Genomic DNA, 25,017 nt, shown 5'->3' on the forward strand with positions numbered 1-25,017 from the left:
GTTTTATTGCAGAGATGGAAATCAGCGTGACTCTTGCAGATAATGCAAGTCTGTTTGCGAATTCTGCACATTTGTCCGTTTAGAAGAAAGGATTAAACGAACGTGGCGATCGCTAGATAAATAAGTATGTAGCCAAGTCAGTAAAACTAGCAAGCGGCTACGGTAGCCTGGAAGATAAACTAAGTGAACTCCCAGCCACATCAACCAAGCCAAGAAACCTGTAAACGCCAACGCCCCAATTTTACCCACACCTGCATAACAGCCAATAATCGCCAATCTACCTTTATTGAAATAGTTAAAAGGCTTTGGTGATTTCCCCCGCATTTGCAGGCGAATATTCCGCGCTACCGCCACGCCTTGCTGGAGTGCTTCCGGCGCAACCCCAGATAATGACTTACCATTCTGTTCCACATAAGCCAAATCCCCAACTGCATACACATTGGGATGTTCCAATACTTGTAAGGTGGGATGAACTACTATTTTGCCTTTATGCGCCACAGCTAACTCCTCGGAAACTCCAGGGAGGTTGGCTTCTAAACCAGCAGTCCAAATCACGGTTTGAGATGGGATTATCTCTTCGTTGTCCAAGTGAACAAATCCATCGGTAACTTGACTGACTCTAGTTTGCAAATAAACTTCAACCCCTAGCTGACGCAATTTTTTGTGTGTGTAGATTCCTAACTTTTTTGGCAATTCAACTAACAAGCGATCGCCCGATTGTACTAAAATAATTCTTACTTCCTTAGAATCTATCGTGGGATAATCCCGGCGCAAGCAGCCCCGCACCATCTCAACTAATGCACCCGCCAACTCTACACCAGTTGCGCCACCCCCAACAATAGTAAAAGTTAGCAGTTTTTGCCTTCTATCTGCATCAGCTTCTTGAATAGCTTGTTCAAAACAGTCAAAAATCTGATTTCGTAGCGCTACCGCTTCCTCTAAACTCCTCATAGAAAAAGCAGATTCTTCAGCACCGTTAACACCCCAAAACTGAGTGCGGCTACCAGTCGCCAACACCAGAAAGTCATAATTAATTGCAGCGTTAGCTGTTTTGACAACTTGCCCAGAAAAATCAATATGCTCAACCTCAGCCATGAGAAACTGAACTTGAGGCTTGTGATATTTAAACAAGGAACGCCGTAAAATCGTGCGGATGGGGTAAGCAATATACTCTGGTTCTATTTGCCCTGTGGCTACCTGATAAAGTAACGGCACAAAAGTATGGTAATTATGGCGATCGATTAGTAATACATCTGCACCAGAATTAGCTAAAGATTGGGCAGCTTGTAAACCACCAAATCCAGCACCAACAATAACAACGCGGCGATTCCTCATCATTCCCCTCTTGATTGAGTTGGCTGGTCAAACTCTTTAATTTAAAAAAATGTAACAAATAAATAATTTTATTATAGATAACTTGTTAGAAATTACACACCTACATTCATATACCCTTAATTTTTTGTTTTCATGTGTAAGTCCTAGTCTGTCAAAAATTGACATTTACTGTTAATCATGGCAGTATCTTAAATAAAAGCAGAATCACTCTTTATTGCCGCACCATGAACGTACATCTCGGCGAGACATTAGATAAATTTGTGGCTGAACTCATCGCCAGTGGGCTTTATCAGTCGCAAAGTGAGGTGATTCGTGAAGGGTTACGTCTGCTCAAAGAACGTGAGGATTTACGAAAACTCAAACTTGAACAATTGCGGCGTGACATTCACAAAGGAATTGAGCAGCTTGAGAACGGAGAGTTTAGCACCTACACCTCGTCTCAAGACCTTGCTGAAGAAATTAAGACGACAGGACGCAAGAAACTCGCCTCCTCAAGAAATAACTCCCAAAAATGAAGCAGCTAAGAGTGAGCGTTGAGGCAAAAGGCGATTTGGCTGATATTTGGTGGTACATAGCCCAAGATAATGAAAGCGCCGCAGACGCTATTATTACCAAAATAATAGAAAAATTTGATGAACTGCTGGTAACTCCTGATATTGGCAGAGCGCGTACTGAGTTAGCACCATCTCTTCGCAGTATTGCTGTAGGAAAATACCTAATCTTTTACCGCTCTATTACAGAAGGTATTGAAATTGTGCGCGTTATTCACGGTGCTAGAGATATTCAGAGTTTTTTTGAGGAACCATAAGCTATAGCACTGACGTAGTGACTTAAAAAAGGAGTCCAATTGGACTCCTTTTATCATTACAAAAAGATTTTACTAAGTAATTTGTAATTACTTAATTGTTACCTTACCACCAGCTTCTTCAATCCGCTTCTTAGCGTCTTCAGCAGCTTCTTTAGCAATAGCTTCCTTGATAGGCTTAGGAGCAGCTTCTACTAAATCTTTAGCTTCTTTCAAACCTAAACCAGTGATTTCACGGACAATCTTCAATACAGCAATCTTCTTATCAGCAGGAACAGATTCGAGAATAACGTCAAATTCGGTTTTCTCTTCTACAGGTTCAGCAGCAGCAGCAGCAGCAGGAGCAGCAACAGCTACGCCAACAGGAGCAGCAGCACTTACACCGAAAGCTTCTTCAATTTGCTTAACTAATTCAGCAGCTTCCAGCAAAGTCAAGGATTTTAATTGGTCTAAAATTTGATCGGTTGCAGCAGACATTGATATAACTCCTGTAATGTTGATTTAGTTATTTTGTCAGTTGTCAGTGGTGAACTTAACTACTAACAACTAATACCGTGATTAGGCTGCATCGTCAGAGCCGCCATTTTCTTTGTCAGCCAGAGCTTGCAATGCACGCGCCAAACCACCTGGAACTTCGTTGATACCCACAGCCAACTTGGTCGCCACAGCATTGATAGCTCCAGCAATTTGACCAATGAGTTGTTCCTTGGAAGGTAAGTCTCCTAGAGCCTTAACATCTGGCTCTTTGAGTAAGCGTCCTTCCAAAACTCCACCGCGAAGTTCAGTCTTCTTGCTAGCTTTTTGGAAATCTTGGTAAGCTTTAATTGCTCCAGAGAAATCTTCTTTAACTAACAAAAATGCGGAAGAACCTTTGAGCAACTCTGATAAAGCTTGCCATTTTTCATCATCCTGAATGGCAATCCCCATCAAAGTATTTTTAGTTACTTTGCAGACAGTGCCAGTAGGACGTAGCCGCCGCCGTAAGTCAGTAATTTCGGCAACTGTTAGACCTTGGTACTCAATTACTAGTGCCAAAGTTGACTCGCTCAAAGTTTCTTTGAGGTCAGCTACGATTTCTTTTTTATTTTCTAGCGTTCTACCCATATCGGTTTCACCTCCTCAAAATAATCGTCGATTCTCTTTGATGATTTTCTGCTGACCTGACTTTTCACGGGATCTGGAAAACCCCTCTCCAAACCTCTCCCCTACCAGGAGAGAGGCTTTGATTTCTCCCCCTTCCCTACTAGGGAAGGGGGCTGGGGGGTTAGGTTTGGCGTTACCTCCACATAACATGAAAAATCAGTTTGCTGACAAGGGCAAACAATAAACCCCAGCTATCTCAGCCGGGGTTAAGTATCAAGACTCTTGTTTCTAAGGTGACGCACAATAATTTTGTCACCTCCAGTCATAGAGCTTTCACCTCGGCAGGATATTAAGCATTAGCACCTGCTGTCTCCGGCTTTGCATATTTAATTTTGGCAATTGGCAATGGTATCTTACCGATTACCAATTACCAATTACCCGTTACCAAATTTATGCTGCTTCCGTCAGTTTAAAATCTCTCAGAGCGTTGATATCGACTTTAATAGATGGCCCCATTGTGGCAGACACATAAAATGTGCGCCAGTAGCGACCTTTGGCTCCTGAAGGGCGATTACGGTCAATCGTTTCTTGCAATGCCTTCAAGTTTACCAACAAATCTTCAGGCGAGAAGGATGCCTTACCAAACATAACATGAACGATGCCTGTACGGTCAGCCCGGAACTCTAATTTCCCGGCTTTAAATTCAGCGATCGCACTTGCTATGTCAAATGTGACTGTACCACCTTTGGGTGATGGCATTAAACCACGAGGCCCTAAAAGCTTACCAAGTTTTGCCACCTGTGGCATCACATCTGGTGTGGCAATCAACTTGTCAAAGTCCATTCTGCCTTTTTGGATTTCGTCGATTAGTTCTTCCGAACCAACTACATCCGCACCAGCGTTGGAGGCTTCTGTAACTTTTTCACCACGAGCAATTACTGCTACTCGCACAATTTGCCCTGTACCTTTAGGCAATGCAACTGTAGTCCGTAATTGTTGGTCTGTATATTTTGGATCAATACCTAAGCGAATATGCGCTTCTGCTGCTTCGGGGAATTTAGCTGTAGCTGTCTCTTTCAACAGACTTAGAGCATCTAGCGGCGCGTATTCTCTATCTTCTACTTTTGCTTGCAATTCCTGCAAGCGACGTGATACTTTCTTGCCCATTTTTATCTCCTGGGGTTATTGGCGAAGCTTGGCTTCTCCCCCGATAAATTTTAATTATGACTGCTGAGTTATAAGTTCTGAGTATTTAATACTTAACTCATCACTATGAACTCTCAATTTTCCCTATTCTGTAATGGTAACGCCCATGTTTTTGGCAGTTCCCGCCACAATTTTCATTGCTGCGTCGATGTCGTTGGCGTTGAGGTCAGGGAGTTTGGTCTGAGCAATTTCCCGCAGTTGTGCTGTGGTAATTGAGCCGACCTTTTTCTTATTGGGTTCGTTGGAACCTCTTTCAATCTTTGCCGCTTTGCGAATCAATACTGATGCTGGTGGCGTTTTGAGTACAAATGTGAAACTCCGGTCTTCATATACCGAGATTTCTACAGGAATTACCATTCCAGCTTGGTCTGCTGTTTTGGCGTTGTACTCTTTGCAGAACATCATGATATTAACACCATGTTGACCCAAAGCCGGGCCAACTGGGGGTGCTGGGTTGGCTTTTCCAGCATTCAGGGCCAATTTAATGACCGCTACTACTTTCTTCGCCATTTTTTATTAGCTCTGTTTTTCTACCTGATTAAATTCCAGTTCTACTGGTGTGTCTCGCCCGAAAATCGAGAGCAAGGCTTTTAGTTTACTCCGTTCTGGACTAACTTCAATCACCTCGCCTTCAAAGTCCTTGAATGGGCCAGAAAGCACGACTATCTTATCACCACTAGCCATGTCAATTTTGACAACTGGCTCTTGTTCTGTGGTTTGTTTGAAGATTCGTTCTACTTCAGAATGGCTTAGGGGTAACGGCTTAACGTGTCCACGGCCTTTGCCTGTCCCACGTTTTTGTTCTGCTCCCACAAAGTTGATTACATGGGATGTGTTGCGTACCACCTGCCAAGTATCATCATCCATCACCATCCGCACTAACACATAGCCAGGAAATACTTTCTCTTCTGTGTGGCTGCGGCTACCATCCTTACGGATTTTAACTGCTGGTGTGTGAGGAATTTCTACTTGGACAATCTTCTCAGCTACATCAAAAGTTTGAATGCGCTGTTCTAAATTGGTTTTGACTCGTTTTTCGCAACCGGAGGCTACTTGCACTGCATACCAGCGTGTTTCTTTTGGCGCTGTTTCTGCTGTTTCCTCTGACTGCGGCGAGTTAATTGGTTCGTCTGTCGCAGAAGTCATCAGAATACCTGCTTTGCTACCCAACCAAACAATCCATCGACTAAATAGATTAAGGAGGCGGAGAGTGTCACCATGAGCAACACGGCTGCTGATTCGCTAATTAGTTGCTTGCGACTGGGCCAAACTACTTTATCTAGTTCTTCTCTGGTTCCTTGAAAGAAGTTGCCAAAGTTAAACCCGCCAGCATTCTCTACGATTTCTGCCTCATTTTTCTTGGCCACGGTCTTCTATCCCCCGTCTTTAGTCAATACAGCTATACTCTGCTTATTTTCATCCAGGTTGACAGCTTCAACTCCATCAAATTAACTGGAAGCAAAAAAGCTGCAAGTATAAAACAACTACACCCGAAATCAATAGCACTTCTTGCCATTTTAGCAGATGTACTATTGGTTCGGGCTGTGTTTTTTACTTTCGAGCGCGCCCTGGAGGACTTGAACCCCCGACATCAGGTTTTGGAGACCTGCGTTCTACCAACTGAACTAAGAGCGCACAAGCTGGTTTGGTTTTAGTTTGTCAAGCTTTTTCTAGCTTAACTTCACTAACATATCATTCTAACATAATTTTGTCGAGGGAGCAAGCGGCAGATGCCGCCGATTCACTGAGATTTCTCCCATACCCTGAACAAAAATTATAAAGAACGGTCGAAGCGTTGCTTAATCCGGGTAGCCTTACCTACGCGACCGCGTAGATAGTACAGTTTAGCACGTCTTACTTTACCACGACGCAATACTTTAATGCTATCAATGCGGGGGGAGTGTAACAGGAATACCCGTTCTACACCAACGCCTTGGAATACGCGACGGACTGTAATGGTTTCGTTAATACCACCGTTGCGTCTAGCAATGACCACGCCTTCGTATGGCTGGACACGATATTTGTCGCCTTCTTTGATTTTCACACCGACTCTTACAGTGTCGCCGATATAAATTTCGGGCAGGTTAGATTTTAGTTGTTCCGCTTCTATGGAACGGATGATCTCTTGAGCGCTCATGGCCTGTTTGCTTCAAAAACTCACAATCATCCATCATAAATCGAGAATCGTGTTTCAGTCCACTGCTTTGATGATAGATAATTTTACAGATACGCCAGCCTGGAAATAAAAGCTATATTGCAAGGAAAATTTGTTACAGGTGTGATACTTATGAAATTTAGCGTTGTCATTACCACTTATAACCGTGTAGACTTGCTGCGTCGGGCGATTGATTCAGCGTTGCAACAGACTGTACCCTGTGAGGTGGTAGTTGTTGACGATTGTTCAACGGATGAGACCCAAAGCTATGTGAAAAGTTTGGGTAATTCTGTTGTGTATCATCGCAATGAGGTCAACCAAGGCCACTCCGCAGCCGTAAATACTGGTGTGGAAAAGGCTAGCGGTGATTGGATTAAATTTTTAGATGATGACGATTATTTAGATGTTAAGTGTATAGAACAGATGTGTGAGGCGATCGCACTTTGTCCTGATGCGGTAATTTGCTCTTGTATCGCCGCACAGGTGGATAGTAACGGTGTTGAGTTGAGTAGTACACCCAAAACTGGCCCTGGTTTAGCTTTTTACATTCCCCAAACCGATGTTCATTACGGTATGCTGTTGGAACTTGTGCCATTTGGTACACCAGTGCAAGTTGCTTGTCGCCGTGACGCTTTCTTGAAAACTGGCGGTTGGGATGCTCAACTGAATACCAATTGTGATGATATTGATTCTTGGATTAAAATTGCCCAGTTTGGTCATGCCATTTTCCTCAATCAGTGTCTAGCTTACCGGACAATTTGGCCTGGTGCTTATAATCAAAAGTTTTCTTTGCAGCAGCGTTTGAATACGAATATTTTAATGAAGGAAAAAATTTATGCTTTGGTGGATGAAAAACATCGCTTGCAGATTCCATCTCTTGATGATATCAAGAATTACTTAAAGCTTCATTGGTCTATAGTGGCATTGAAACAGAAAAATTTGTCTAGCTTTTTGACGATTTTAGATACATCTATACTTTCCATTTCTGCTTGGAAATTATTGCTGAATACTGTCTATTCACGCAAATCGCAAATGAATAATGAACGTGTTAATAAATTGGTCTTGATTGAATCTTAGGTTATTGTTTGTAGTCAAGGCTTTAGCCTTTAGTTGCACGTTGGGAAAGGACTAAAGTCCTTACTACAAACATTTATAGCTGCGATCGCGGAATACGCTGATCCAAACCGATGTATCAATCAGCAGCATGACGATTTTCACGCAGGGCTTTGTGGTCAAAATCTGGTGCAAAGTGAATTTGTCCAGCAAGGTCAAGAAGATTTTTTTTGCGGCGCGATCGCACTAGTTCTTGCACAGCCAGGTTTACTAGTTCTTCTTGAGTATTTAAGTTGGTAAGTTGTAAAGCTTCTTTAAGAAGCGATTCATCAAGGTTAATTGTAATTTGCATAGAATGACTATGGGTTTAAGTATAACTATACTCTTCATATTTTCAAGAAGTCTATGAAGTGAATTATTCAATACAAATTTTCATTTATACGATATGTTTGGGAGGCGCTTCTGATAGAGGAAATTCTTCAATATAAAGTTTTGTTGCCTCTTTTACGCCTGCGATCGCCTGTTCAATAGTTTCTCCTTGATCCACAGTGCCGACTTCTGGACACTCGGCTATATACATATGCTCTTCTTTGTAGATAATCACTGTAAAGCTACGATTTTTCATAACTAATGTCAGCAGTAATTTAGGTTTAGTTGAAATAATGCTCCTATTTCATCATGATAAAGCAAGCGATGAAAAAATTAACTATGAATGCTCACCGATAACATACATAGGACTCATTTTTGAGTTTTGAAATATACGTAGGGTGGGCAATGCCCACCAAAGATATCTGAATTTCCTCAATTGTTCCCTTCAGCATGATAAAGCTTTGGTATTAGGGATAGTTAATTGGCTAATCCAACATTACAATACACTTATAGTTCTTCCAAAAAAGAATTTACAGCTTTTTGTTTCCACTCTGAAATCTGAATTGCATTTTCGGCAAGGTACTGATTGAGCGATGTGTGGGAAGCTGTTAAAATCTTTCTTGCCATTTCTTTAATAAAATTAAACTTTTCTTCTACATAACTTTTTGATACAACTAACGAATTGAAAAAGGGACGGGTTAAACCAGGTGCAAGTGTATTACGATTTTGTGCAATGTATGAAGATGTATAAATTCCTCCATGATGAACTAACAGGTTACGATCTCTAAGTAAATTGTCATAGATTTTTATTTCATCTTTAGAAAAAGGAGAAATCATAATTAATGCTCTGTAAAGCGCATTAATTTTTTGTGCCGTGCCAAAGTCATATTTTTCAGCAACAAGGAAGCCAATGTTGTAAAACAGTGCAGTTCCTAACTCAAGTGCTTTTGTGGGTTCAATACTGATATCCTGACCATTTTTGGATAAGTTATTAAGCAGTGATGGCTCTATATTAATAATTGATGCAAAGTGATCTTTGCAAAATGCTTCAAAATAGGATACTAGACCAATCACACATAATTCATTTATATGAGAGCTAGTATTTTCTGATTGGTTCAAATAAACTTTCTCTAGCCCATTAAGGGTATAATCAAAGAAAAACGGGGCTGTCGGTACTCCACCCGAAAACAAATCTAGCCAGTCACCTGAGTTCTGTTCTGCATACATGGCTTGAAAATTGAGAGATAGCTGTGAAGTAATATTTTAACTTAATAAATCTAGCTAATTCAAAATCTCTTTTACTTGCGACTGGTAACTTATCGAACTCAAGAAAAACTTGAAACGGTTAGTACGGCACAAGATTATTAGAATGTGTTAAGAACAATGAAAGCAAATTTTGATACATATGTCAACATGATCGCCACTCTTCATCCATGCACTCTCATCACGTTAAATTAGAATAACCCAACAATACCTGAATACTGTTGGGTTATTCTACAGTCAGTCTTGCACCTAAACGATCGCCCCACCACTTAAAACTTAAATCTCTTCGTCCACCTACGCCAGAAAGTAAACCTCGGCTGACTCCAACCTCCACTTAGTACATCGTGGAGAAAGGTGTAGAAGCAAGGGATAATAAATAAGGTGAGCATAGTTGCGATCGCCATCCCAAAAAAGACGACAATTCCTAAAGGTTGTAAAAATTCCGAACCTTCGCCAATACCCAATGCCAGAGGAAACAGTCCTAAAATTGTAGTGACTGTGGTCATCATAATTGGACGCAGGCGTTGAGGTGCGGCTTTGAGGATGGCGGTTTGACGGGTACAACCTTCTTCTTCCCGAATTTGGTTGGCTAGTTCTACCATCAAAATCCCGGCGTTAACTACAATACCCACCAGCAACACTGCACCAACTAGAACGGTTGCACCAATGGCTGTTTGAGTAATATACAAACCGAAAAGACCCCCAGCTAGTGCGAGTGGTACTGTAAACATAATTACCAAAGGGTCAATCAGAGAATTGTACTGCACAGCCATGACGACGAAGATTAAAAATGTCGCCAACGCACCCAAGGTTTTGAGAGAGTCTTGCAGTTGCTGATTAGTTTCTTGGGCTGAACTTGGTAAAAATGTCACTCCTTCAGGTAATTCTAAACCTTGAACTATCTGATTGACTTGTGCTAAAGCATCACCAAGACTGGCTCCCTCACTGAGATTCCCGGCAATAATGAATACTTGACGCTGGTTGATACGCTGAATTTCTCCTGGTGCTTGACCTTCTTCGATCCGCGCTACATCTAAGAGGCGGACTAGTTGGTTATTTTCTGTGAATAATGGTAGCCGTTCTAGTTGGGAAGTACGTTGGATAGACTCTTGATTTAACTCTACTCGCACATCGACTAGGCGGTTCCCCCGTTGAATTTGCGTAGGAACTGAACCTTCGATCGCAGTTTGAATGGTTTGACCAATTTGTTGTGCTGTTAGTCCCAAAGCTGCAACTCTTTCCCAGTCGGGACGAATTTGCACTTCTGGTTGACGGGGGTCAGCATCTGGTCGAAATCTTGCTAATGTGGCGTTTTCTTCCAAGGCTTGCAGAACTTGTCTACCTGCTTGTTGTAGGCTTTGTTCATCTGTACCTTGTAAGATGACATCAATTTCTGAGCCTTGCGCTGGGGTATTACTCAAAATTAAACCACGTACTTGTCCAGGGCTGAGGCGGAGTAAGATTCCTGCGAGATTGAGCTTGTTAAACTCTTGATTGACTTTTTGGACGTAAGCTTCGACATCTTGTCCTGGTTTGAGAGAAATTGTACTATTCGCCCTTAAAGGGTTTTCTGTGGTGTTGCTACCAAATAAAAAACCCCCGACAGTTGTGAAAGCATAGTCAGTCTCAGGTTGTTTGATGATGACTTCATCCACAGCCTGCATGACTTTTTGGGAGGTTTCCAAGGGTGTACCTGGGGGAAACTGGACTCTGAGGTTGGCTTGTCCTGTGTTGATGCGAGGTAAGATTTCTTGAGACACTTGACCTGCCATAAAGACAGTACCGCCACCTAAAATGATTAAGGCAACAGCAATGACAATGATTCTGTAGCGTAGGACTTGCCTTAACAGCCGACCATATAGGATTGTGGCATCTTCAAAACGGTGATTGAACTGTCGCAGTAGCCAAAATTCACTGACACGACTCGACCAAGGAATGGCTAGGAGTCGGGAAGAAAGCATGGGAACTATGGTAACAGCGACAACTAGAGATGCGGCTACGGCAAAGCTGATGGTTAAAATCAGTTCGTTAAATAGTAGGGCGATAAAACCGCCAATTAATAGGAAGGGTACGACAGAAACTAAGTTAGCCGCAGTAGCAGCTACTAAAGCAGATTCAACTTCTTGAGAGGATGCGATCGCAGTTTCAATAAAATATTTAGCATTGGGTTTTCTTTGTCCCTCTCCATCCGCTAATGTCTCCCGTTCTTTTTGGTTGGGAGTCATACCTGTTCTTTCGGCAATGTTTTCTAAAATGACTACGGATGTATCAATTGCTTGACCAATTCCCAACGTCAAACCTGCCAAACTGAAGACATTCAGTGTCAAGCCGAATAACTTCATTAGGGCGATCGCTGCTAAAGTACAGAGTGGGATTGCCAAACTGATAATTAACGTTTGTCTGAGCGACCCTAAAAATAACAATACTGCTGCGGCTGCCAACAATGCCCCAGAAACAGCCGAAAAAATCACATCATTGAGGGAATTACGGATGAAGCGAGATTCATCTGTAGTTGGCGTTAAAATCATATCTTCTGCAATTAAGCCAGACTGGCGTAACTCTTCTATGCGCCGTTTAACTCCATCAACTACTGTAATTGTGTTGGCATCAGGTTGCTTTTGAATCGATACTTTAACTGCTGGCTGACGGTTGAGGTAAACAAACAGTCTTTGTTCTTCTGTACCATCATTGACTTCGGCAAAGTCTCGCAGATATACACGTCTGGAAGATGGGGGAACAGTAGAGTTAGCCGAAGATGTGGCGGGAGATGAAGCGACTTCAAAGGAAAGGTTTTCGATTTCACTAGCGTTTTGAAAGCGCCCAAAAGTACGAGTTAGTGGTTCGGAATTTTGTCCTAAAATCCTACCACCTGACACATCTTGGTTTCGCGCTTGTAATTGCACAAGTACATCGTTTAAGCCAATTCCCAAAGCTTGTAACCGATTTAAGTCAACCAGTACCCTAACTTCTTCTTCCGCCGCACCAGAGACATCGACTGCGGCGACTCCAGGCACAACACCGAGTTCACGGGATAATTCCTCATCCGCAAATACTCGTAAATCTTTACCTTGCAAAGATGTAGAAGTTAGGGCTAATTCGTAGATTGGTTGTTGGGAAGGGTCGAATTTGAATATCCGTGGTTCTTCTATTGTGTCTGGTAGCTGTCCTCTACCCCGGTTAAAAGCAGCAGTGGCATCATTGAGGGCTTGGTCGATATCGCCTCCCGGCTGGAAGAATAAATCCAAACTTACCTGTCCCTCACGGGTGCGAGAAAAGACCTGGACAACGTTCTCAGTAGCTGATAAGGCTTCTTCTAGAGGTCTGGTAATTTCATCTATTGCTACTTCCGGTGAAATACCCGGTGCTTCTAAGCGTACACCAATCCGGGGGTAGGTAATTGATGGCAATAAATCTACTTGGATATTTGTAAGAAAAAATATTCCCACAACAACTACCGTCAGTGCCAGCATCAGTGTGCCGATGTGTTGGCGAATTGATATAGCACTGAGACTAAATCCACCATTTTTATTTACTTGCTGCATTAGGTCGGTTCGCTCCAATTCAAAATAATTCGTAATTCGTGAATTAGGTTCGTCGGGTTATTTTGAATTTCCCTGTGGGGTTCGTTCGGAAAGAATCGAAAGGCGTACAGGTTCACCATTTTTTAATGGTCTACCACTACGCGCCACATAGCGCTCTCCTGGTTGTAAGCCGGATAAAATTTCTACTTTGCCATCAACCCTTTTTCCTAAAGTGACGGCGCGAGCTGTGACTGTGGGTTTACCTTGATTATCTGTAACTACGTATAATGTGCCGTTTTGAGGTTGTGATTGTCGCTGTGTAGTTGCGGATGATTGCTGATTTCTGCCTTCTGTTTGTATGGCTGTTTGTGACACTACTACTCTTTCTGGTGTTTGGTTGGCAAAGTTAACCCTTGCTAGCAGTCCGCTACCTATGTTGCGTTGACTGTTGGGAATTACTACTTCTACTGGTATCAAACGAGCTGTAGCATCGGCGGCGGGGGAGATGCGGATGACTTTACCGTTAATTGTTTGGTTGGGGAAGGCATCTAAGCGGACTTGTACAGGTTGTCCAAGGCGAATTTGTCCTAGTTCTAATTCGGAAACTTGCACCACTACTTTAATTTGGCTCAAGTCGGCAATTTTGAGAACTTCTCCACCTGCTTGTAGGAGATTACCCGGTTCTGTAGCTTTTTCGGTGACGACACCAGTAATAGGTGAGGTGAGACTGGTATAGGAACGGCGCTCTCTGGTTTGGGCAACTACTGCTTGTTGGGCAAATACTCTACCTTTAGCAGCAGCAACGACTTGTTGTTCTGTGCGGACTTGCTCTGTGGCTGCACGTAATGCTTGGGCGGCTGTGTTGGCTTCGGTGCGGGCTTGCTGGGCTGCTTGTTCGGATATGGCTCCTTCTTTAAATAATCTCTCTTGGCGTTTGGCATCGGCTTCGGTTTGTGCTACTTGTAGCCTTTCTCGTTCTACTTGAGTGCGGGCATTACTTACTTGCGTTGTCGCTCTGGCTACTTCCGACTGGAGGGCGGCGAGTTCGGCTTCTGCTCGCTTTAATTCTGTAGTTAGTAATACATCATCTAATCGTCCGATGTTTTGCCCTTGTTTAACGGTTTGACCTACATCTGTGTTGAGGGATAATAGTCTGCCTTCTACTTGCGATCGCAATGATACTGTGCGGAAGGGGATGGTTGTACCTGTATACTCTGGTTGTGTCTCTATTCTATCTGTACTGGCGATCGCTACATCTACAGCTGCTGGGCCGCCTCTTTCTCTACCACCCCGTTGTTGTGATTGAGCTTCGGCTGCTTCTTTGGGTAGAGAGCCACAACTTGTTGTTAATACTCCCACACTCAACATACCAGTAAATAATAAGATAAATTTTGCAGATACTCTCTTAGGCACTGCTTGTCTGTGGGCATTTCCCTTGACCAATTCTTCCTTGCTTGTTAATAAAGAGGTTATAGCTGGGTAAGTTTGCTGCTTCATGATTTTTGCTCTAATGTTGTTGTTCAAAATCATTTATAGTTCGCTTTTGTGACGAAGTTGTTACAATAACAGCCTTTTTTACCTAGCGATTTTTTATGTACAGTACCGCCTGCAAAATAAGCTCAAGACTAAATTCATTTTCTGAACCTGCTTTTTTGGGTGAAGAATTATTACTTTTGGCATAGAAAGTGAGAATAATCTTTGATATGTGAGTGAGCTATATATTTGGTATGAGTTTTTCTCGGTGGCTTGGTTTTTACCACTTAGGTTAGTAGAAAAACTCAAACTAGTTTCTCATTTTTTAGTGTGAAACACAGATATTTAGTAAATCTAAATATACATAAATATTAGCAAAAATACTAAAAATGTCACAGCAAATCTTGAGTGATTCTTAAATATATTAAAAAATCTTAAGATAAATTGTGTTTTGTTACAAGCTATGATTTGAATGAAGCAATTATTTTATGTAGAGGAGGAAAATTAAGAGTGACATCAACGCTTAAACTCGTACATACGGCTGATGAGTCCCAAATTATTCATTTCTTTCAAGAGTCTGTTGGTCAGTGGCGTTCGGAAAGACGTTACTATACTCTCCCCGATGGAGAAACCAAGGAGATGGAGAGTATCATCAATATCCGATTTTTAGAACAAGGCTGCGATGAACTGCGAAAACTGGCTCAGATACATGAGTTATCTGAGTCAGTGATTTTAGTATGTGGTGCAGAAGTCAATTGGATCAGTACAGATGTTCTAAAAGCTAGAACTGAGTCGCAAGGTTCAACGCTATTTGGCGCTTTAGGAAACACCTTGTACCGCGATCGCGGTTTTGCCACCTCCAAACCAGTCACCGCCAAGTATAATTTTCCCAATACCCAGACTCTATATTTGCGAACCGAATATAATGATTCATTATTTGAGGAAGAATTAAAGTTAATAGGTAGCAAATACCGCACAAGACAGACCATCATTTCTCGCGCAGGTGAACAGATAATGATAGGTCAGTATTTAGAAAAGAGAATAGTTTAGTAGTCCATAGTCCATAGTCCATAGTCCATAGTCCATAGTCAACAGTCCATAGTCCATAGTCAACAGTTCATAGTCAACAGTCCATAGTCCATAGTCCATAGTCAACAGTTCATAGTCAACAGTCCATAGTCCATAGTCCATAGTCCATAGTCCATAGTCAATAGTCAACAGTCTATAGTCCATAATCCATAGTCCATAGCCACTGATTTTTACTATGGACTAATGACTAATAACTAATTATGCACTTGTTGGGGAGTCAGATTGATCAAGTGCAGTACGTGCATTCCAAGACAGCATCACGCGAGATACTCCGGTGAAGAGAACGCTAACACCTACTAATGTTCCCAACAACCAAGGTGCGTTAAAAGGCCATTGGAACCAAACCATTGCACCCAAGATTAAGGTAATGATACCGTCGCCTAAAACCCAAGTCCAGTTTTGTTGAGGGCGGATGCGGAAGGCTAAAATTAGCTCGAATATACCCTCTGTTAATAAAAAGCTACCCAACAATAAGGTGAGGGTTAAAATACCTGTTCTGGGGTAAACAAATAACATTACACCTGTGGCGATGTAAAGACCACTTAATAAGAGTTTCCAAAGGAAACCACCTTGCTGACGGGTTTGAGTAGCGTAAACTAATTTGGCGAATCCTGACGAAATGAGGATCAAAGCAAACCAAGTTTCGGCGAAGATTGTAGAAACGGTGGGTATAGCGATCGCAATAATTCCTAAAACAATCAACAGAACGCCAATTACTAGCGACCCATTGATATTTTTATTGATGTCATTAGAAATGTTGCTTGTCATACAAATATTCCCCTATGCTTTAGCGAACCTAAGATAAGGCTAGAAAATTTTGGCAAATCTCGACAGACCCCTAAGATATAAGCCTTCTAGCCAATTATTTTAGTTTTGGGAAATACAGGACTGACGCAACTGGCTCTTGGGGTAGGGTGTGTCAGATAATGATTATTATTTAGAGGCTATTTATAAAGTAAATATTAAGTAGTGGCGCGACCGGACTAAAATGTTGCATTAGATGGGGAAAAATCGAACGCAGATGCACGCAGATGCACGCAGATGAACAAGATGATAGATTGTTGGCTAATGCACAAAATTAGTCCGGTCATGCCAGTAGTGGCGTGGCAAGCTTAAAATGTTGCATTAATTAACCACAGAGGCACAGAGACACAGAGGTTAGAGAGGAAACTTATTGCACTATTTTAGCCTTGCCACGCCAGTAGTAGCGCGACTGGACTAAAATGTGGCATTAGGTTTGGGGAAAATTGAACGCAGATGTTGGCGCAGCCTTTGCTACGCAACGCTACCGCGAACCCGAAGGTTACGCAGATGAACGCAGATGAACAAGATGATAGATTTTTCGCTAATGCACTATTTTAGCCTTGCCACGCCACTACAATTTAAGGTTTACTGAGACGGATTACTATTAACAATTCAAAATTCAAAATTCACGCATTCGCGCATTAAAGACGTTTTGCCTACAGCACGCTACGCGAACAGTTGGGGATTTAAACCCCAACTGAAAATTTGCTACGTACAGACGTAGGGGTCTTTAACCCTCGGAATTACGATAATAATTATTATTTAGGACTTACGCATAAAAACGAAAAATCAAGGGTTTGAGCAAGGGTGTAGGGGTATAACTTTAGGGTGCGTCAGTACCAATAATTTCGTACAGATTCAAGGATTTTCCACATCTGACACACCCTACCCCAAGTATCAGTTTTATGTTTTACCAGTGTTGGCTACAGTGGGTTGAGCTGCAAGTAGGATTGATGAGAGTATGGTTCTTTCTCCTGCATGAAAAAATGGATTTAGCTGTCAGTTAACGGCAAACTCAATAGTCCTCTTGGTGAAGCGGTAGAAGCCTCTGTCACAAGCAAGTTCTGTTATGCTTCTCAAGTTGAGGTAATGAAGTCAAAGCTAACTGTTCTAAGTTCGCAAGTCTCATGACTGGAGAAAGAACGGAAATTGGATTTAAGATTGATTCCGTTAAGACCGAGATATTCAGTCTTGGCGATCGCAAATTTTACAGACGACCAATATTAGTCAGTCCCAAGACAATACCAACACCAAGAACATGACCGAAAGCCATTGCACCAATAAAGGTGGGAATGCTTATGGGTAGTCCGGGAAATTTGGGGCCGACTTGGGGCTTTTCGATTCGCAGAGCGAACAACAGCGCTACCACACTGCTAGCACTGATGATAATTGCTACGGTAGGCGACCATTGGGGGGTTGTGGGTACGGTTGCACTAGCGGCTGCGAGTAAGGTTGATGTAATCAATTTCTTGTCTCCTAAATTTACTAAGACAAAGATAATCTAGACCTAGAAAATTATAGAGTTAGTTAGGACACAACGAACTTTTTCAACCAAATTCATTTTTATTTCATCACATCGAAAATGCTTATGCGTGTGAAAATTTGCGGTATCACTCAACCACAACAGTCAGTAGCGATCGCTTCTTTAGGCGCAACAGCGCTAGGATTTATCTGTGTACCATCCTCTCCTCGTTACGTTACCGCCGCACAAATAAGGGCAGCCGTGACACCTTTACCAGAAAATATTGATAAGATTGGCGTTTTTGCCAATAGTAGTCTTGCCGAAATTACTCAAACAGTTCTTGATTCTGGGTTAACTGGTGTCCAGTTACATGGCGACGAAACCCCAGAATTTTGTGAACAATTACGTGAATCTTTACCTCAAGTAGAAATTCTTAAAGCCATGAGAGTACGTAATCTTGAGCATCTAGAACAAGCAATTATTTACACCAAATATATAGATACCTTATTACTTGATGCCTACCATCCGCAACAATTAGGCGGTACAGGTCAAACCTTAGATTGGCAGATGTTACAACAATTTACTCCCAGTTGCCCTTGGTTACTAGCTGGAGGACTCACACCAGACAATGTTTTAGAAGCTTTGAGCCAAGTTAACCCTGATGGAATTGATTTATCTAGCGGTGTCGAACTCCAGCCAGGGGATAAAGATTTGGATAAGGTGGCGTTGTTATTTGAGAGGCTAGGGCGAACAGTTAACAGTTAACAGTTAACAGTTAACAGTTATCAGGTAATGTTCACTGTTCACTGATAACTGTTAACTGACACACCCAATACCTACTAGAAAGATGCTTGATGACGAACCAAGTTAAAGAACTCTTCTCTAGTTTTGTGTTCTTCTTGGAATACACCTAACATGGCACTAGTTACAGTCCAAGAGCCTGGTTTCTGCACACCCCGCATCACCATGCACATATGACTAGCTTCCATGACCACAGCAACACCCTGGGGTTCCAAAATTGTTTGTACTGCTTCGGCAATTTGGCGAGTTAGCCTTTCTTGTACTTGCAAGCGGCGGGAATACATTTCCACAATCCGGGCTAATTTACTTAGTCCTACTACTTTCTGGTTAGGGATATAGGCAACGTGCGCTCTGCCCATGAAGGGTAACATATGGTGTTCGCACAAGCTAAAGAAGTTGATATCACGAACTAGTACCATCTCGTTATGACCTTCATCAAAGACGGCTCCGTTCAGTAATTCTTCCAGAGATTGGTTATAGCCGCTAGTCAGAAATCGCATTGCTTCTGCTACGCGCTTCGGTGTTTTCAGTAGACCTTCTCTTTCTGGGTCTTCGCCAACGCCTACTAATATTGACCTGACAGCATTCATCATTTGCTCCATGTGTTCTTCTGAAGGCGGATGCAGTTCAGGTTCCCTTCCATCGTGGGTGTTGCGGTCGGGTCTGGTGTTGATGGCTTCTGCCAAGTCGGGAATTAAGGGTGATTGAAAGCGATTTGAACCGTTGGAACCGTTGGAACTAGCGATAGTCATGATGTCAGTCTTGGTTATGGTTTGGTCGTTGGTAGTTAGTCATTTGTTATGGGTAAGCAACAAATAACTGTAGGTAAACAAGGGAAAATTTATTAAAGCGCACCAGCGCTGGGCATAATTGTTAATTCATCAATTACTGCTTGTGGTGGTAACAAGGCAGTGTGGAGAATTGACTGCGCCACAATTTCCGGGGTAAGCATTTGAGAACGGTCAAAGTCAGCATTTACGGTTTCTGTGTCCCAAAGTTCAGTATTAACAGCACCTGGACAAATGGCAGTGACGCGAATGCCGTGAACACGTTCTTCTTGTGCCAAGGTTTGAGAGAGTGTCATTAATCCTGCTTTGCTCACACTATAGGCTCCCCAGCCAGGAAAAGCTTGTTTTGCAGCAATCGAAGACACATTTATGATTATGCCTGTATGCCGATCGCGCATTTTTGGCAAAATCCCTTTAATACACTCAAAAACACTGGTCAGATTCAAGTTAATTACTTGTTGCCAGTCTGCTAAGGGCGTTTGGCTTAAATTACCCGTATATGCTATTCCGGCACAATTTACGAGAATATCTATATCTCCAAAGTCAGTGGCGATCGCTTGTATCTTGTCCTCTACTTGTGATACATCCGCTAAGTCTACACTATACGCTTTAGCTACGACTCCCGTATGTTTTGTTGCCTCTACTACAGATGCCAATTTCTCTTGGGAACGGCTCACTAACGCCACATCTATTCCTGCTTTCGCAAAAACTAATGCCGTTGCTTTGCCAATTCCACTGCTTGCCCCAGTAATCAGAGCGCGTCGTTTCTGCTCCAAACTCATGCTTTCTCCCAGTCTTTAGGCAGTTTTGCAAGCCCTTGCCACCCAATTATCGAAATTTTTTGACTCAAGAAGATTAAGTTTAGCTTAAATTTCGATGATATTCCCTGACAAATGCTATTATTTTTTGTTATTATTAGCGTTCTATCCAATTTTATTTTGCATAATAATGATACTTGCTAGTCTAGAAACTAGCTAGATGATTACAATTAACTAGCAAATACTTTGACATTGCCACGCATCTACATTAGGTGGCTTGTTTAAACATAAATACCTGTGGCTGAGAAGATTGTTAAAAATCTTTAAGTTACCACAGGTAATTATAACACTGCTTTTCCAGAATAAGTCAATTAGGGGAATTATTAAAAAGAAATTCTCTTCCTTGGGATTGTTGACAGTTGACTAGGGCAGAGAATAGAGAGATATACACAGGGGACAGGCGGGAAAGGTGTTTGGTACGAACTCAGCAATCAGCAATCTCCCTATGAATGAGTAACTTCTGCAAACACACCTATTTTACGGAACTTATCGTAACGCAGTTGGCGACGTTCTTGAGGTGTTAGGCGGTTGAGTTCTTCTAGATTATCTAACAGAGCTTGTTTTAGGGTTGTAGCGGCTGTTAGGGGGTCAGAATGAGCGCCACCAATGGGTTCAGGGAGAATTTGGTCAATAATACCTAAATTTTTGAGGTCGTGGGAGACGATTTTTAAGGCGACGGCTGCTTGGGGGGCTTTGCTAGCGTCTTTCCAGAGAATTGCGGCGCAGGCTTCGGGGGTAGCTACGGTATAAACAGCGTGTTCAAACATTAAGAGGCGATCGCCTACACCAATACCCAAAGCACCGCCAGAACCACCTTCACCGATGACGGTGCAGATAATTGGCACATCTAGGGAAAACATCTCCCGGAGATTATAGGCGATCGCTTCCCCTGCTCCTTGCCGTTCCGCTACCACTGTGGGTAGAGCGCCTGGGGTATCGATAAATGTTAAAATTGGCATCCTAAATTTATTGGCGTGTTCCATCAGCCGCATGGCTTTACGATAGCCGCCAGGGGTTGCCATGCCAAAATTGCGGGCTATATTATCTTTGGTATCCCGTCCTTTTTGATGACCCAACATCACCACAGGTTGACCGCTTAACCGCGCCACACCACCAATTAAAGCTGGATCATCACCGCCACAGCGATCGCCATGCAACTCCATCCATTCATCACTAATGGCTTGGATGTAATCAAGAGTGCTAGGGCGACGGGGATGACGCGCTACTTGTAGTCGTTGGGCTGGGGATAGGGTGCTAAAAATTTCCTCACGCAACTGCATAGCGCGTGTTTCTAGCTTGCGAATTTCCCCAGACACATCTACGCCATTTTCCTCTGCCAATTGCCGAATTTGATCAATTCGGTTTGCCAGTTCTGCTAGTGGCTTTTCAAAATCCAACAGTAGTGGTTTACGCTCAGTTGTAGCCATAGTTAGGGATGAGGTATTAGAGATCGGGTATTAGGGATGAGGGAGATGAGGGAGGTGAGGGAGATGAGGGGGATGAAGGAGAAGAGGGAGACAAAGTAACTATTGATTTTTTTCTACTTCCCTATCTCCCCCTACTCCCCCCACTTCCTCATCTCTCTTTTCCCAGTACCTAGACTAGCAGTGGTCTAAACCCATGTTTTACTGATGCTTGACCAATCTGCTCCATTTTGTCTACGGTAATCTGATTACGCCCCCAAGAAAAGTTCGTGTACAACTTCTCAAATTCTAAGAGCATAGATTCCGCAAAACAAGCAAATAACTGGCGTGCCGGCACATCCATATTGACTATTTGCATAATTTTCCAGTCAATATCCAGCGAATGTTCTACAATACCACCATTTAGCACATAAACGCCAGGATGCTGAATTTTTGTCCCTAAATTTTTCGGATAGCCACCATCAATGAGAAGACAAGGCTGCTTCAAAACTGTAGGATCGATTTCCACACCTTTAGGCATACTGGCTACCCAGACTACAATATCAGCTTGAGGCAGCGCTTCATCTAAGCTCATAATTTTGCCGCGTCCGAGTTCGGCTTGCAACTCTTGCAGACGTTCTTGGTTCCGAGCGATTAACAGCAGTTCTTTGACATCAGTTTTGGCATCCAGCCAGCGAGTAACGGCGCTACCAATGTCACCAGTAGCGCCACATATGGCGACTGTTGCTTGGGAAAGTTCTATGCCGAGTTGTTTTGATGCTTGTTCTACCTGCCGACAAATAATATAGGCTGTGTGAGTGTTGCCTGTAGTGAAGCGTTCAAACTCTAACTTAACATTGCGGACTTGGCTGAACTGCTCCAATTTAAAGTTTTCAAAGATGATGGAGGAGAAACCACCCAAGGCTGTAATATTGATGCCATGCTTTTGTGCATGAGCCATAGCATTGAGAACTTTGCGGGTTGCGGCTTTAATCCGGCGAGTTGCTAGCATCTCCGGTAAAAAGCAAGACTCTACATACTTGCCTTCAATTACCTCTCCAGTAATGCTGGTAACTTTAATGTGATCAACTATCTGCGGTGGGGCGCTGCACCAAAAATCTAGCCCTTGGTCGGCGTATTCGGGGTATCCCAGTTCTTGAGCTACCGCTTGAGCGTGTTCTAGACTTGTTAAATGTCCAATTAGACCAAACATGGAATGATATATTAAGCGTGTGGCTTGGCGAATGCGTACAATCAGTTAGTAATATCAAGTTTGGCTAATTACTTATAATATGGTTGTTTTGGTCGGTAATAGGTAATAGCTAATAGGTGAGTCCAGTCCTGTAGGCGGGTTTCCCGCGCCCTGGGAACTGGCGAACCCGGAGGGTAATTGTTTTGAGCCATTACCGATTACCGATTACCAATTACCAACCCCAAAAATATGATAAGTGTTTAAGCGAACCTGATATAAGAGATAATACCTAACTCTTAAAAATACTATAGAAAGTGTCAGCGTCATCAAGTACTCTAGGTTTGTAGTAAGCACTTCAGTGCTGAGAAATGCAGGACTAAAGTCCTTACTACAAACAAAGGCACTATTTATGCTGCTTTAAGTCCATGAGCTGACAAACGCATAATCTCTCTAGTAGTAAAGCCAATGTTGCCCAAAGCCTCGCCATACTGAATCATAAAGTCTTCAACTAGGGCTTCTTTTTCCATAGCTAAGATTGCAGCATCTTGCTCGACTTGATTGAGCATTTTCCAGACTATGGGGAGGTTTTGACTATTCGCTGCTTCTAATTCTGCTTTTGATGCGGCAAAATTTTTCTGTAACCAAACCTCGCCGAAGTTGAGGTGACTGTATTCATCTTTAACTACACCCTCAGTAATTTTCCGGGCAAAGTCGTCAGCCACGGGGATGTAGATGTTGTAGGCGGCGATCGCAAAACATTCGATAATCAAAGACTGAATCAACAGGCAAGTTACAACTTTACCTTCAGCCGCCGCTTTTTGGAAGTTACCGTGCAGTCCGGCAAAAAACTCTTTAGCAAACTGCATATCTGGGGCTACTTCTAAGTTCTTCCCACAAGCTTCAAAGCCTTTTTTGTGGCGGCTTTCCATCTTCGATAGCCGAATTAAGTCTTCTTTGTGTTCTGGCAGCAGTTGGGCTAGTTGGATATAGTTTTCGTAGGCTTCTTGTTCACCTTCAATGACGATCGCATTGATACGACTATAGGCATCTTTATATTTTTCGCTCTTGAAATCAATTTCTAAATCTGCTGCGACCTGCTGCATGATATCTTTACTCCTGTAACCTGAATTATTTGATACCAGACTTTAATTTACCCTATGAATTTAGGGTAATACTGATTGTTGTTTAATTTTACTTAACAAATGCCTATGTTATAGATTAGCTGTTGGTGGTGTCTTTATTACTACTACTAAAGAAACAAGTGCTTGGCTATTTAACTCATGTCCAAACTAAACTGGAATTGGAAATCTGCTGATTTTTGGAGTCTAGCAGCACTACTGCTGGGGGCATTCATTGTGTTATTGCCACTGTTTGTGGTCTTTCTCACTTCCTTTGCACCTCCAGGTTCAAGTATAGAACTTTTACCTAAAAATAATTGGTCTTTAGCAAATTACCGCGATGCTTGGCAACGAGGTAAGTTTTTGTTGGCATTTGCTAATTCTACCTTGGTAGCGATCGCAGTGACGGCATTTCAAATTCTGACTTCGGCTTTGGCGGGTTACGCTTTGGCAAGGTTGAAATTCCGGGGTAGGCAAGTGATACTTTTAGTTATCTTAGCGACTCTCATCATCCCCTTTCAATTATTGGTGATACCCATCTTTTTGTTGTTGAAGTGGGGACACCTCATTAACACCTACGGAGCGCTAATTTTACCAACGGCTGTGAATGGCTTTGGCATTTTCCTCTTACGTCAATATTTCCAGACAATTCCCGTAGAGTTGGAAGAAGCCGCAACTATCGATGGAGCCAACCGACTACAAATTTTATGGCAAATCATGTTACCCTTAGCCCGTCCGGCTTTGGTGACGCTGTTTCTGTTCACATTCATCGGCGAATGGAATGATTTATTCAAACCCCTAGTATTTACTACAAGACCAGAATTAAGAACAGTCCAGCTAGCCTTGGCAGAGTTTCAGGAACAGTTTACCAATAACTGGCCTTTGATGATGGCAGCAGTCACCATTGCTACTGTACCTGTGATGGTGCTATTTCTCATCGGTCAGCGTCAGTTTATCCGGGGTATTGCTACTACTGGGATTAAGAATTAGGGAGTGGGGAAGCAGGGGAGAAAAAATAATGACTTATCACTAAATTAAGTAAATTTTCTTAAATAAATGTATTATTTCATGACTTCGATTAGTTAATTACTGAGTTTATGAAAAAATAAGCTGAGTCAGCTAGTATCTGACTTTTCACGGGATCTAAAAGACCCCTCTCCAAACCTCTCCCCTACAAGGAGAGAGGCTTTAATTGCTCCCCCTTCCCTTGTAGGGAAGGGGGCTGGGGGGTTAGGTCTGTCGTTAACTTTTCCACATGACGTGAAAAGTCAGAGCTAGT

27 protein-coding genes, 1 tRNA gene and 1 other annotated feature are annotated in these 25,017 nt (G+C 42.6%); of the genes, 6 read left to right on the top strand and 22 right to left on the bottom strand.

Annotated elements, in window-relative coordinates:
- Positions 1-21: 21 nt before the first annotated feature.
- Positions 22-1,335 (bottom strand): NAD(P)/FAD-dependent oxidoreductase, encoded by a 1,314-nt coding sequence (locus H6G83_RS20910; protein ID WP_190475853.1) that lies wholly within the window; start codon positions 1,333-1,335, stop codon positions 22-24.
- Between the two features lie 224 nt (positions 1,336-1,559).
- Here H6G83_RS20910 and H6G83_RS20915 point away from each other — a divergent pair, with 224 nt between their 5' ends.
- Positions 1,560-1,850, top strand: coding sequence for a type II toxin-antitoxin system ParD family antitoxin (locus H6G83_RS20915; protein ID WP_190475855.1), 291 nt, complete (start codon positions 1,560-1,562; stop codon positions 1,848-1,850).
- A complete protein-coding gene (locus H6G83_RS20920; protein WP_190475858.1) occupies positions 1,847-2,143 on the top strand; it encodes a type II toxin-antitoxin system RelE/ParE family toxin in 297 nt (98 codons plus the stop codon). Before H6G83_RS20915 ends, H6G83_RS20920 begins: the two co-directional genes overlap by 4 nt.
- Positions 2,144-2,230: 87 nt before the next feature.
- Here H6G83_RS20920 and rplL read toward each other — a convergent pair whose 3' ends face one another.
- The 8 genes from rplL to rplS form a co-directional block, all read right to left on the bottom strand.
- Entirely contained in the window at positions 2,231-2,617 is a 387-nt protein-coding gene (gene rplL / locus H6G83_RS20925; RefSeq protein WP_190475860.1) for a 50S ribosomal protein L7/L12, read from the bottom strand.
- A gap of 81 nt (positions 2,618-2,698) precedes the next feature.
- Positions 2,699-3,244 carry a 50S ribosomal protein L10 gene (gene rplJ / locus H6G83_RS20930; RefSeq protein ID WP_190475862.1) on the bottom strand — a complete coding sequence of 182 codons (546 nt, stop codon included), beginning with the start codon at positions 3,242-3,244 and terminating at the stop codon, positions 2,699-2,701.
- Positions 3,245-3,453: 209 nt separating this feature from the next.
- Positions 3,454-3,617: a sequence feature (ribosomal protein L10 leader region), on the bottom strand.
- Positions 3,618-3,673: 56 nt separating this feature from the next.
- Positions 3,674-4,390, bottom strand: coding sequence for a 50S ribosomal protein L1 (gene rplA, locus H6G83_RS20935; protein ID WP_190475864.1), 717 nt, complete (start codon positions 4,388-4,390; stop codon positions 3,674-3,676).
- Positions 4,391-4,513: 123 nt separating this feature from the next.
- Complete coding sequence (rplK, locus tag H6G83_RS20940) at positions 4,514-4,939, bottom strand: 50S ribosomal protein L11 (protein WP_190475866.1); 426 nt, start codon at positions 4,937-4,939, stop codon at positions 4,514-4,516.
- A 6-nt stretch (positions 4,940-4,945) separates the two neighbouring features.
- Complete coding sequence (gene nusG / locus H6G83_RS20945; protein ID WP_190475868.1) at positions 4,946-5,575, bottom strand: transcription termination/antitermination protein NusG; 630 nt, start codon at positions 5,573-5,575, stop codon at positions 4,946-4,948.
- Positions 5,575-5,796, bottom strand: a complete 222-nt coding sequence (gene secE / locus H6G83_RS20950; protein WP_190475870.1) for a preprotein translocase subunit SecE — start codon at positions 5,794-5,796, stop codon at positions 5,575-5,577. The genes nusG and secE overlap by 1 nt, the downstream gene beginning before the upstream one ends.
- 195 nt (positions 5,797-5,991) lie before the next feature.
- A tRNA-Trp gene (locus H6G83_RS20955) sits at positions 5,992-6,064 on the bottom strand.
- Between the two features lie 139 nt (positions 6,065-6,203).
- Complete coding sequence (gene rplS, locus H6G83_RS20960; protein WP_190475872.1) at positions 6,204-6,566, bottom strand: 50S ribosomal protein L19; 363 nt, start codon at positions 6,564-6,566, stop codon at positions 6,204-6,206.
- Positions 6,567-6,716: 150 nt separating this feature from the next.
- On the opposite strand from rplS, the gene H6G83_RS20965 reads away from it, so the two are divergent.
- On the top strand, positions 6,717-7,661 hold the full coding sequence (locus tag H6G83_RS20965) for a glycosyltransferase family 2 protein (protein ID WP_190475874.1): 945 nt from the start codon (positions 6,717-6,719) through the stop codon (positions 7,659-7,661).
- A 115-nt stretch (positions 7,662-7,776) separates the two neighbouring features.
- Here the strand turns inward: H6G83_RS20965 and H6G83_RS20970 are convergent, their stop codons facing one another.
- From H6G83_RS20970 to H6G83_RS20990, 5 genes are all read right to left on the bottom strand, one after another.
- The gene (locus tag H6G83_RS20970) at positions 7,777-7,989 is read right to left on the bottom strand and encodes a type II toxin-antitoxin system VapB family antitoxin (RefSeq protein ID WP_190475875.1); all 213 of its coding nucleotides are present in this window, start codon (positions 7,987-7,989) and stop codon (positions 7,777-7,779) included.
- Positions 7,990-8,073: 84 nt separating this feature from the next.
- On the bottom strand, positions 8,074-8,262 hold the full coding sequence (locus H6G83_RS20975) for a type II toxin-antitoxin system HicB family antitoxin (protein WP_190475878.1): 189 nt from the start codon (positions 8,260-8,262) through the stop codon (positions 8,074-8,076).
- A 251-nt stretch (positions 8,263-8,513) separates the two neighbouring features.
- Positions 8,514-9,233 (bottom strand): hypothetical protein, encoded by a 720-nt coding sequence (locus H6G83_RS20980; protein ID WP_190475880.1) that lies wholly within the window; start codon positions 9,231-9,233, stop codon positions 8,514-8,516.
- Positions 9,234-9,538: 305 nt separating this feature from the next.
- Entirely contained in the window at positions 9,539-12,811 is a 3,273-nt protein-coding gene (locus H6G83_RS20985; RefSeq protein ID WP_190475882.1) for an efflux RND transporter permease subunit, read from the bottom strand.
- Positions 12,812-12,868: 57 nt separating this feature from the next.
- Positions 12,869-14,287, bottom strand: coding sequence for an efflux RND transporter periplasmic adaptor subunit (locus tag H6G83_RS20990; protein WP_190475884.1), 1,419 nt, complete (start codon positions 14,285-14,287; stop codon positions 12,869-12,871).
- 486 nt (positions 14,288-14,773) lie between these two features.
- Between H6G83_RS20990 and H6G83_RS20995 the strand changes: the two genes are divergently transcribed.
- Positions 14,774-15,313 (top strand): phycobiliprotein lyase, encoded by a 540-nt coding sequence (locus tag H6G83_RS20995; protein WP_190475887.1) that lies wholly within the window; start codon positions 14,774-14,776, stop codon positions 15,311-15,313.
- 237 nt (positions 15,314-15,550) lie between these two features.
- Here H6G83_RS20995 and H6G83_RS21000 read toward each other — a convergent pair whose 3' ends face one another.
- Both H6G83_RS21000 and psaK read right to left on the bottom strand, forming a co-directional pair.
- Positions 15,551-16,120 (bottom strand): HdeD family acid-resistance protein, encoded by a 570-nt coding sequence (locus tag H6G83_RS21000; RefSeq protein ID WP_190475889.1) that lies wholly within the window; start codon positions 16,118-16,120, stop codon positions 15,551-15,553.
- Between the two features lie 1,243 nt (positions 16,121-17,363).
- Entirely contained in the window at positions 17,364-17,621 is a 258-nt protein-coding gene (gene psaK, locus H6G83_RS21005; RefSeq protein ID WP_199328534.1) for a photosystem I reaction center subunit PsaK, read from the bottom strand.
- A 123-nt stretch (positions 17,622-17,744) separates the two neighbouring features.
- Between psaK and H6G83_RS21010 the strand changes: the two genes are divergently transcribed.
- The gene (locus H6G83_RS21010) at positions 17,745-18,383 is read left to right on the top strand and encodes a phosphoribosylanthranilate isomerase (protein WP_190475891.1); all 639 of its coding nucleotides are present in this window, start codon (positions 17,745-17,747) and stop codon (positions 18,381-18,383) included.
- A gap of 74 nt (positions 18,384-18,457) precedes the next feature.
- On the opposite strand, the gene folE is transcribed toward H6G83_RS21010, so the two are convergent.
- The 6 genes from folE to H6G83_RS21035 form a co-directional block, all read right to left on the bottom strand.
- Positions 18,458-19,171, bottom strand: a complete 714-nt coding sequence (folE, locus tag H6G83_RS21015; protein WP_190475892.1) for a GTP cyclohydrolase I FolE — start codon at positions 19,169-19,171, stop codon at positions 18,458-18,460.
- A 92-nt stretch (positions 19,172-19,263) separates the two neighbouring features.
- On the bottom strand, positions 19,264-19,989 hold the full coding sequence (locus H6G83_RS21020; RefSeq protein ID WP_190475894.1) for an SDR family oxidoreductase: 726 nt from the start codon (positions 19,987-19,989) through the stop codon (positions 19,264-19,266).
- A gap of 479 nt (positions 19,990-20,468) precedes the next feature.
- Positions 20,469-21,452: an acetyl-CoA carboxylase carboxyltransferase subunit alpha gene (locus H6G83_RS21025; RefSeq protein WP_190475896.1), complete on the bottom strand. Its 984-nt coding sequence runs from the start codon at positions 21,450-21,452 to the stop codon at positions 20,469-20,471.
- A gap of 169 nt (positions 21,453-21,621) precedes the next feature.
- Positions 21,622-22,641, bottom strand: coding sequence for a long-chain acyl-[acyl-carrier-protein] reductase (locus H6G83_RS21030; RefSeq protein ID WP_190475898.1), 1,020 nt, complete (start codon positions 22,639-22,641; stop codon positions 21,622-21,624).
- Between the two features lie 68 nt (positions 22,642-22,709).
- The gene (locus H6G83_RS35995) at positions 22,710-22,832 is read right to left on the bottom strand and encodes a hypothetical protein (protein ID WP_277876386.1); all 123 of its coding nucleotides are present in this window, start codon (positions 22,830-22,832) and stop codon (positions 22,710-22,712) included.
- Between the two features lie 195 nt (positions 22,833-23,027).
- Entirely contained in the window at positions 23,028-23,723 is a 696-nt protein-coding gene (locus H6G83_RS21035; protein ID WP_190475900.1) for an aldehyde oxygenase (deformylating), read from the bottom strand.
- A gap of 177 nt (positions 23,724-23,900) precedes the next feature.
- Between H6G83_RS21035 and H6G83_RS21040 the strand changes: the two genes are divergently transcribed.
- Positions 23,901-24,728, top strand: a complete 828-nt coding sequence (locus H6G83_RS21040; RefSeq protein WP_190475902.1) for a carbohydrate ABC transporter permease — start codon at positions 23,901-23,903, stop codon at positions 24,726-24,728.
- Positions 24,729-25,017: the final 289 nt, after the last annotated feature.

It is taken from the genome of Anabaena azotica FACHB-119 (genome assembly GCF_014697625.1).
In the GTDB taxonomy this organism is placed as follows: domain Bacteria; phylum Cyanobacteriota; class Cyanobacteriia; order Cyanobacteriales; family Nostocaceae; genus Trichormus; species Trichormus azoticus_A.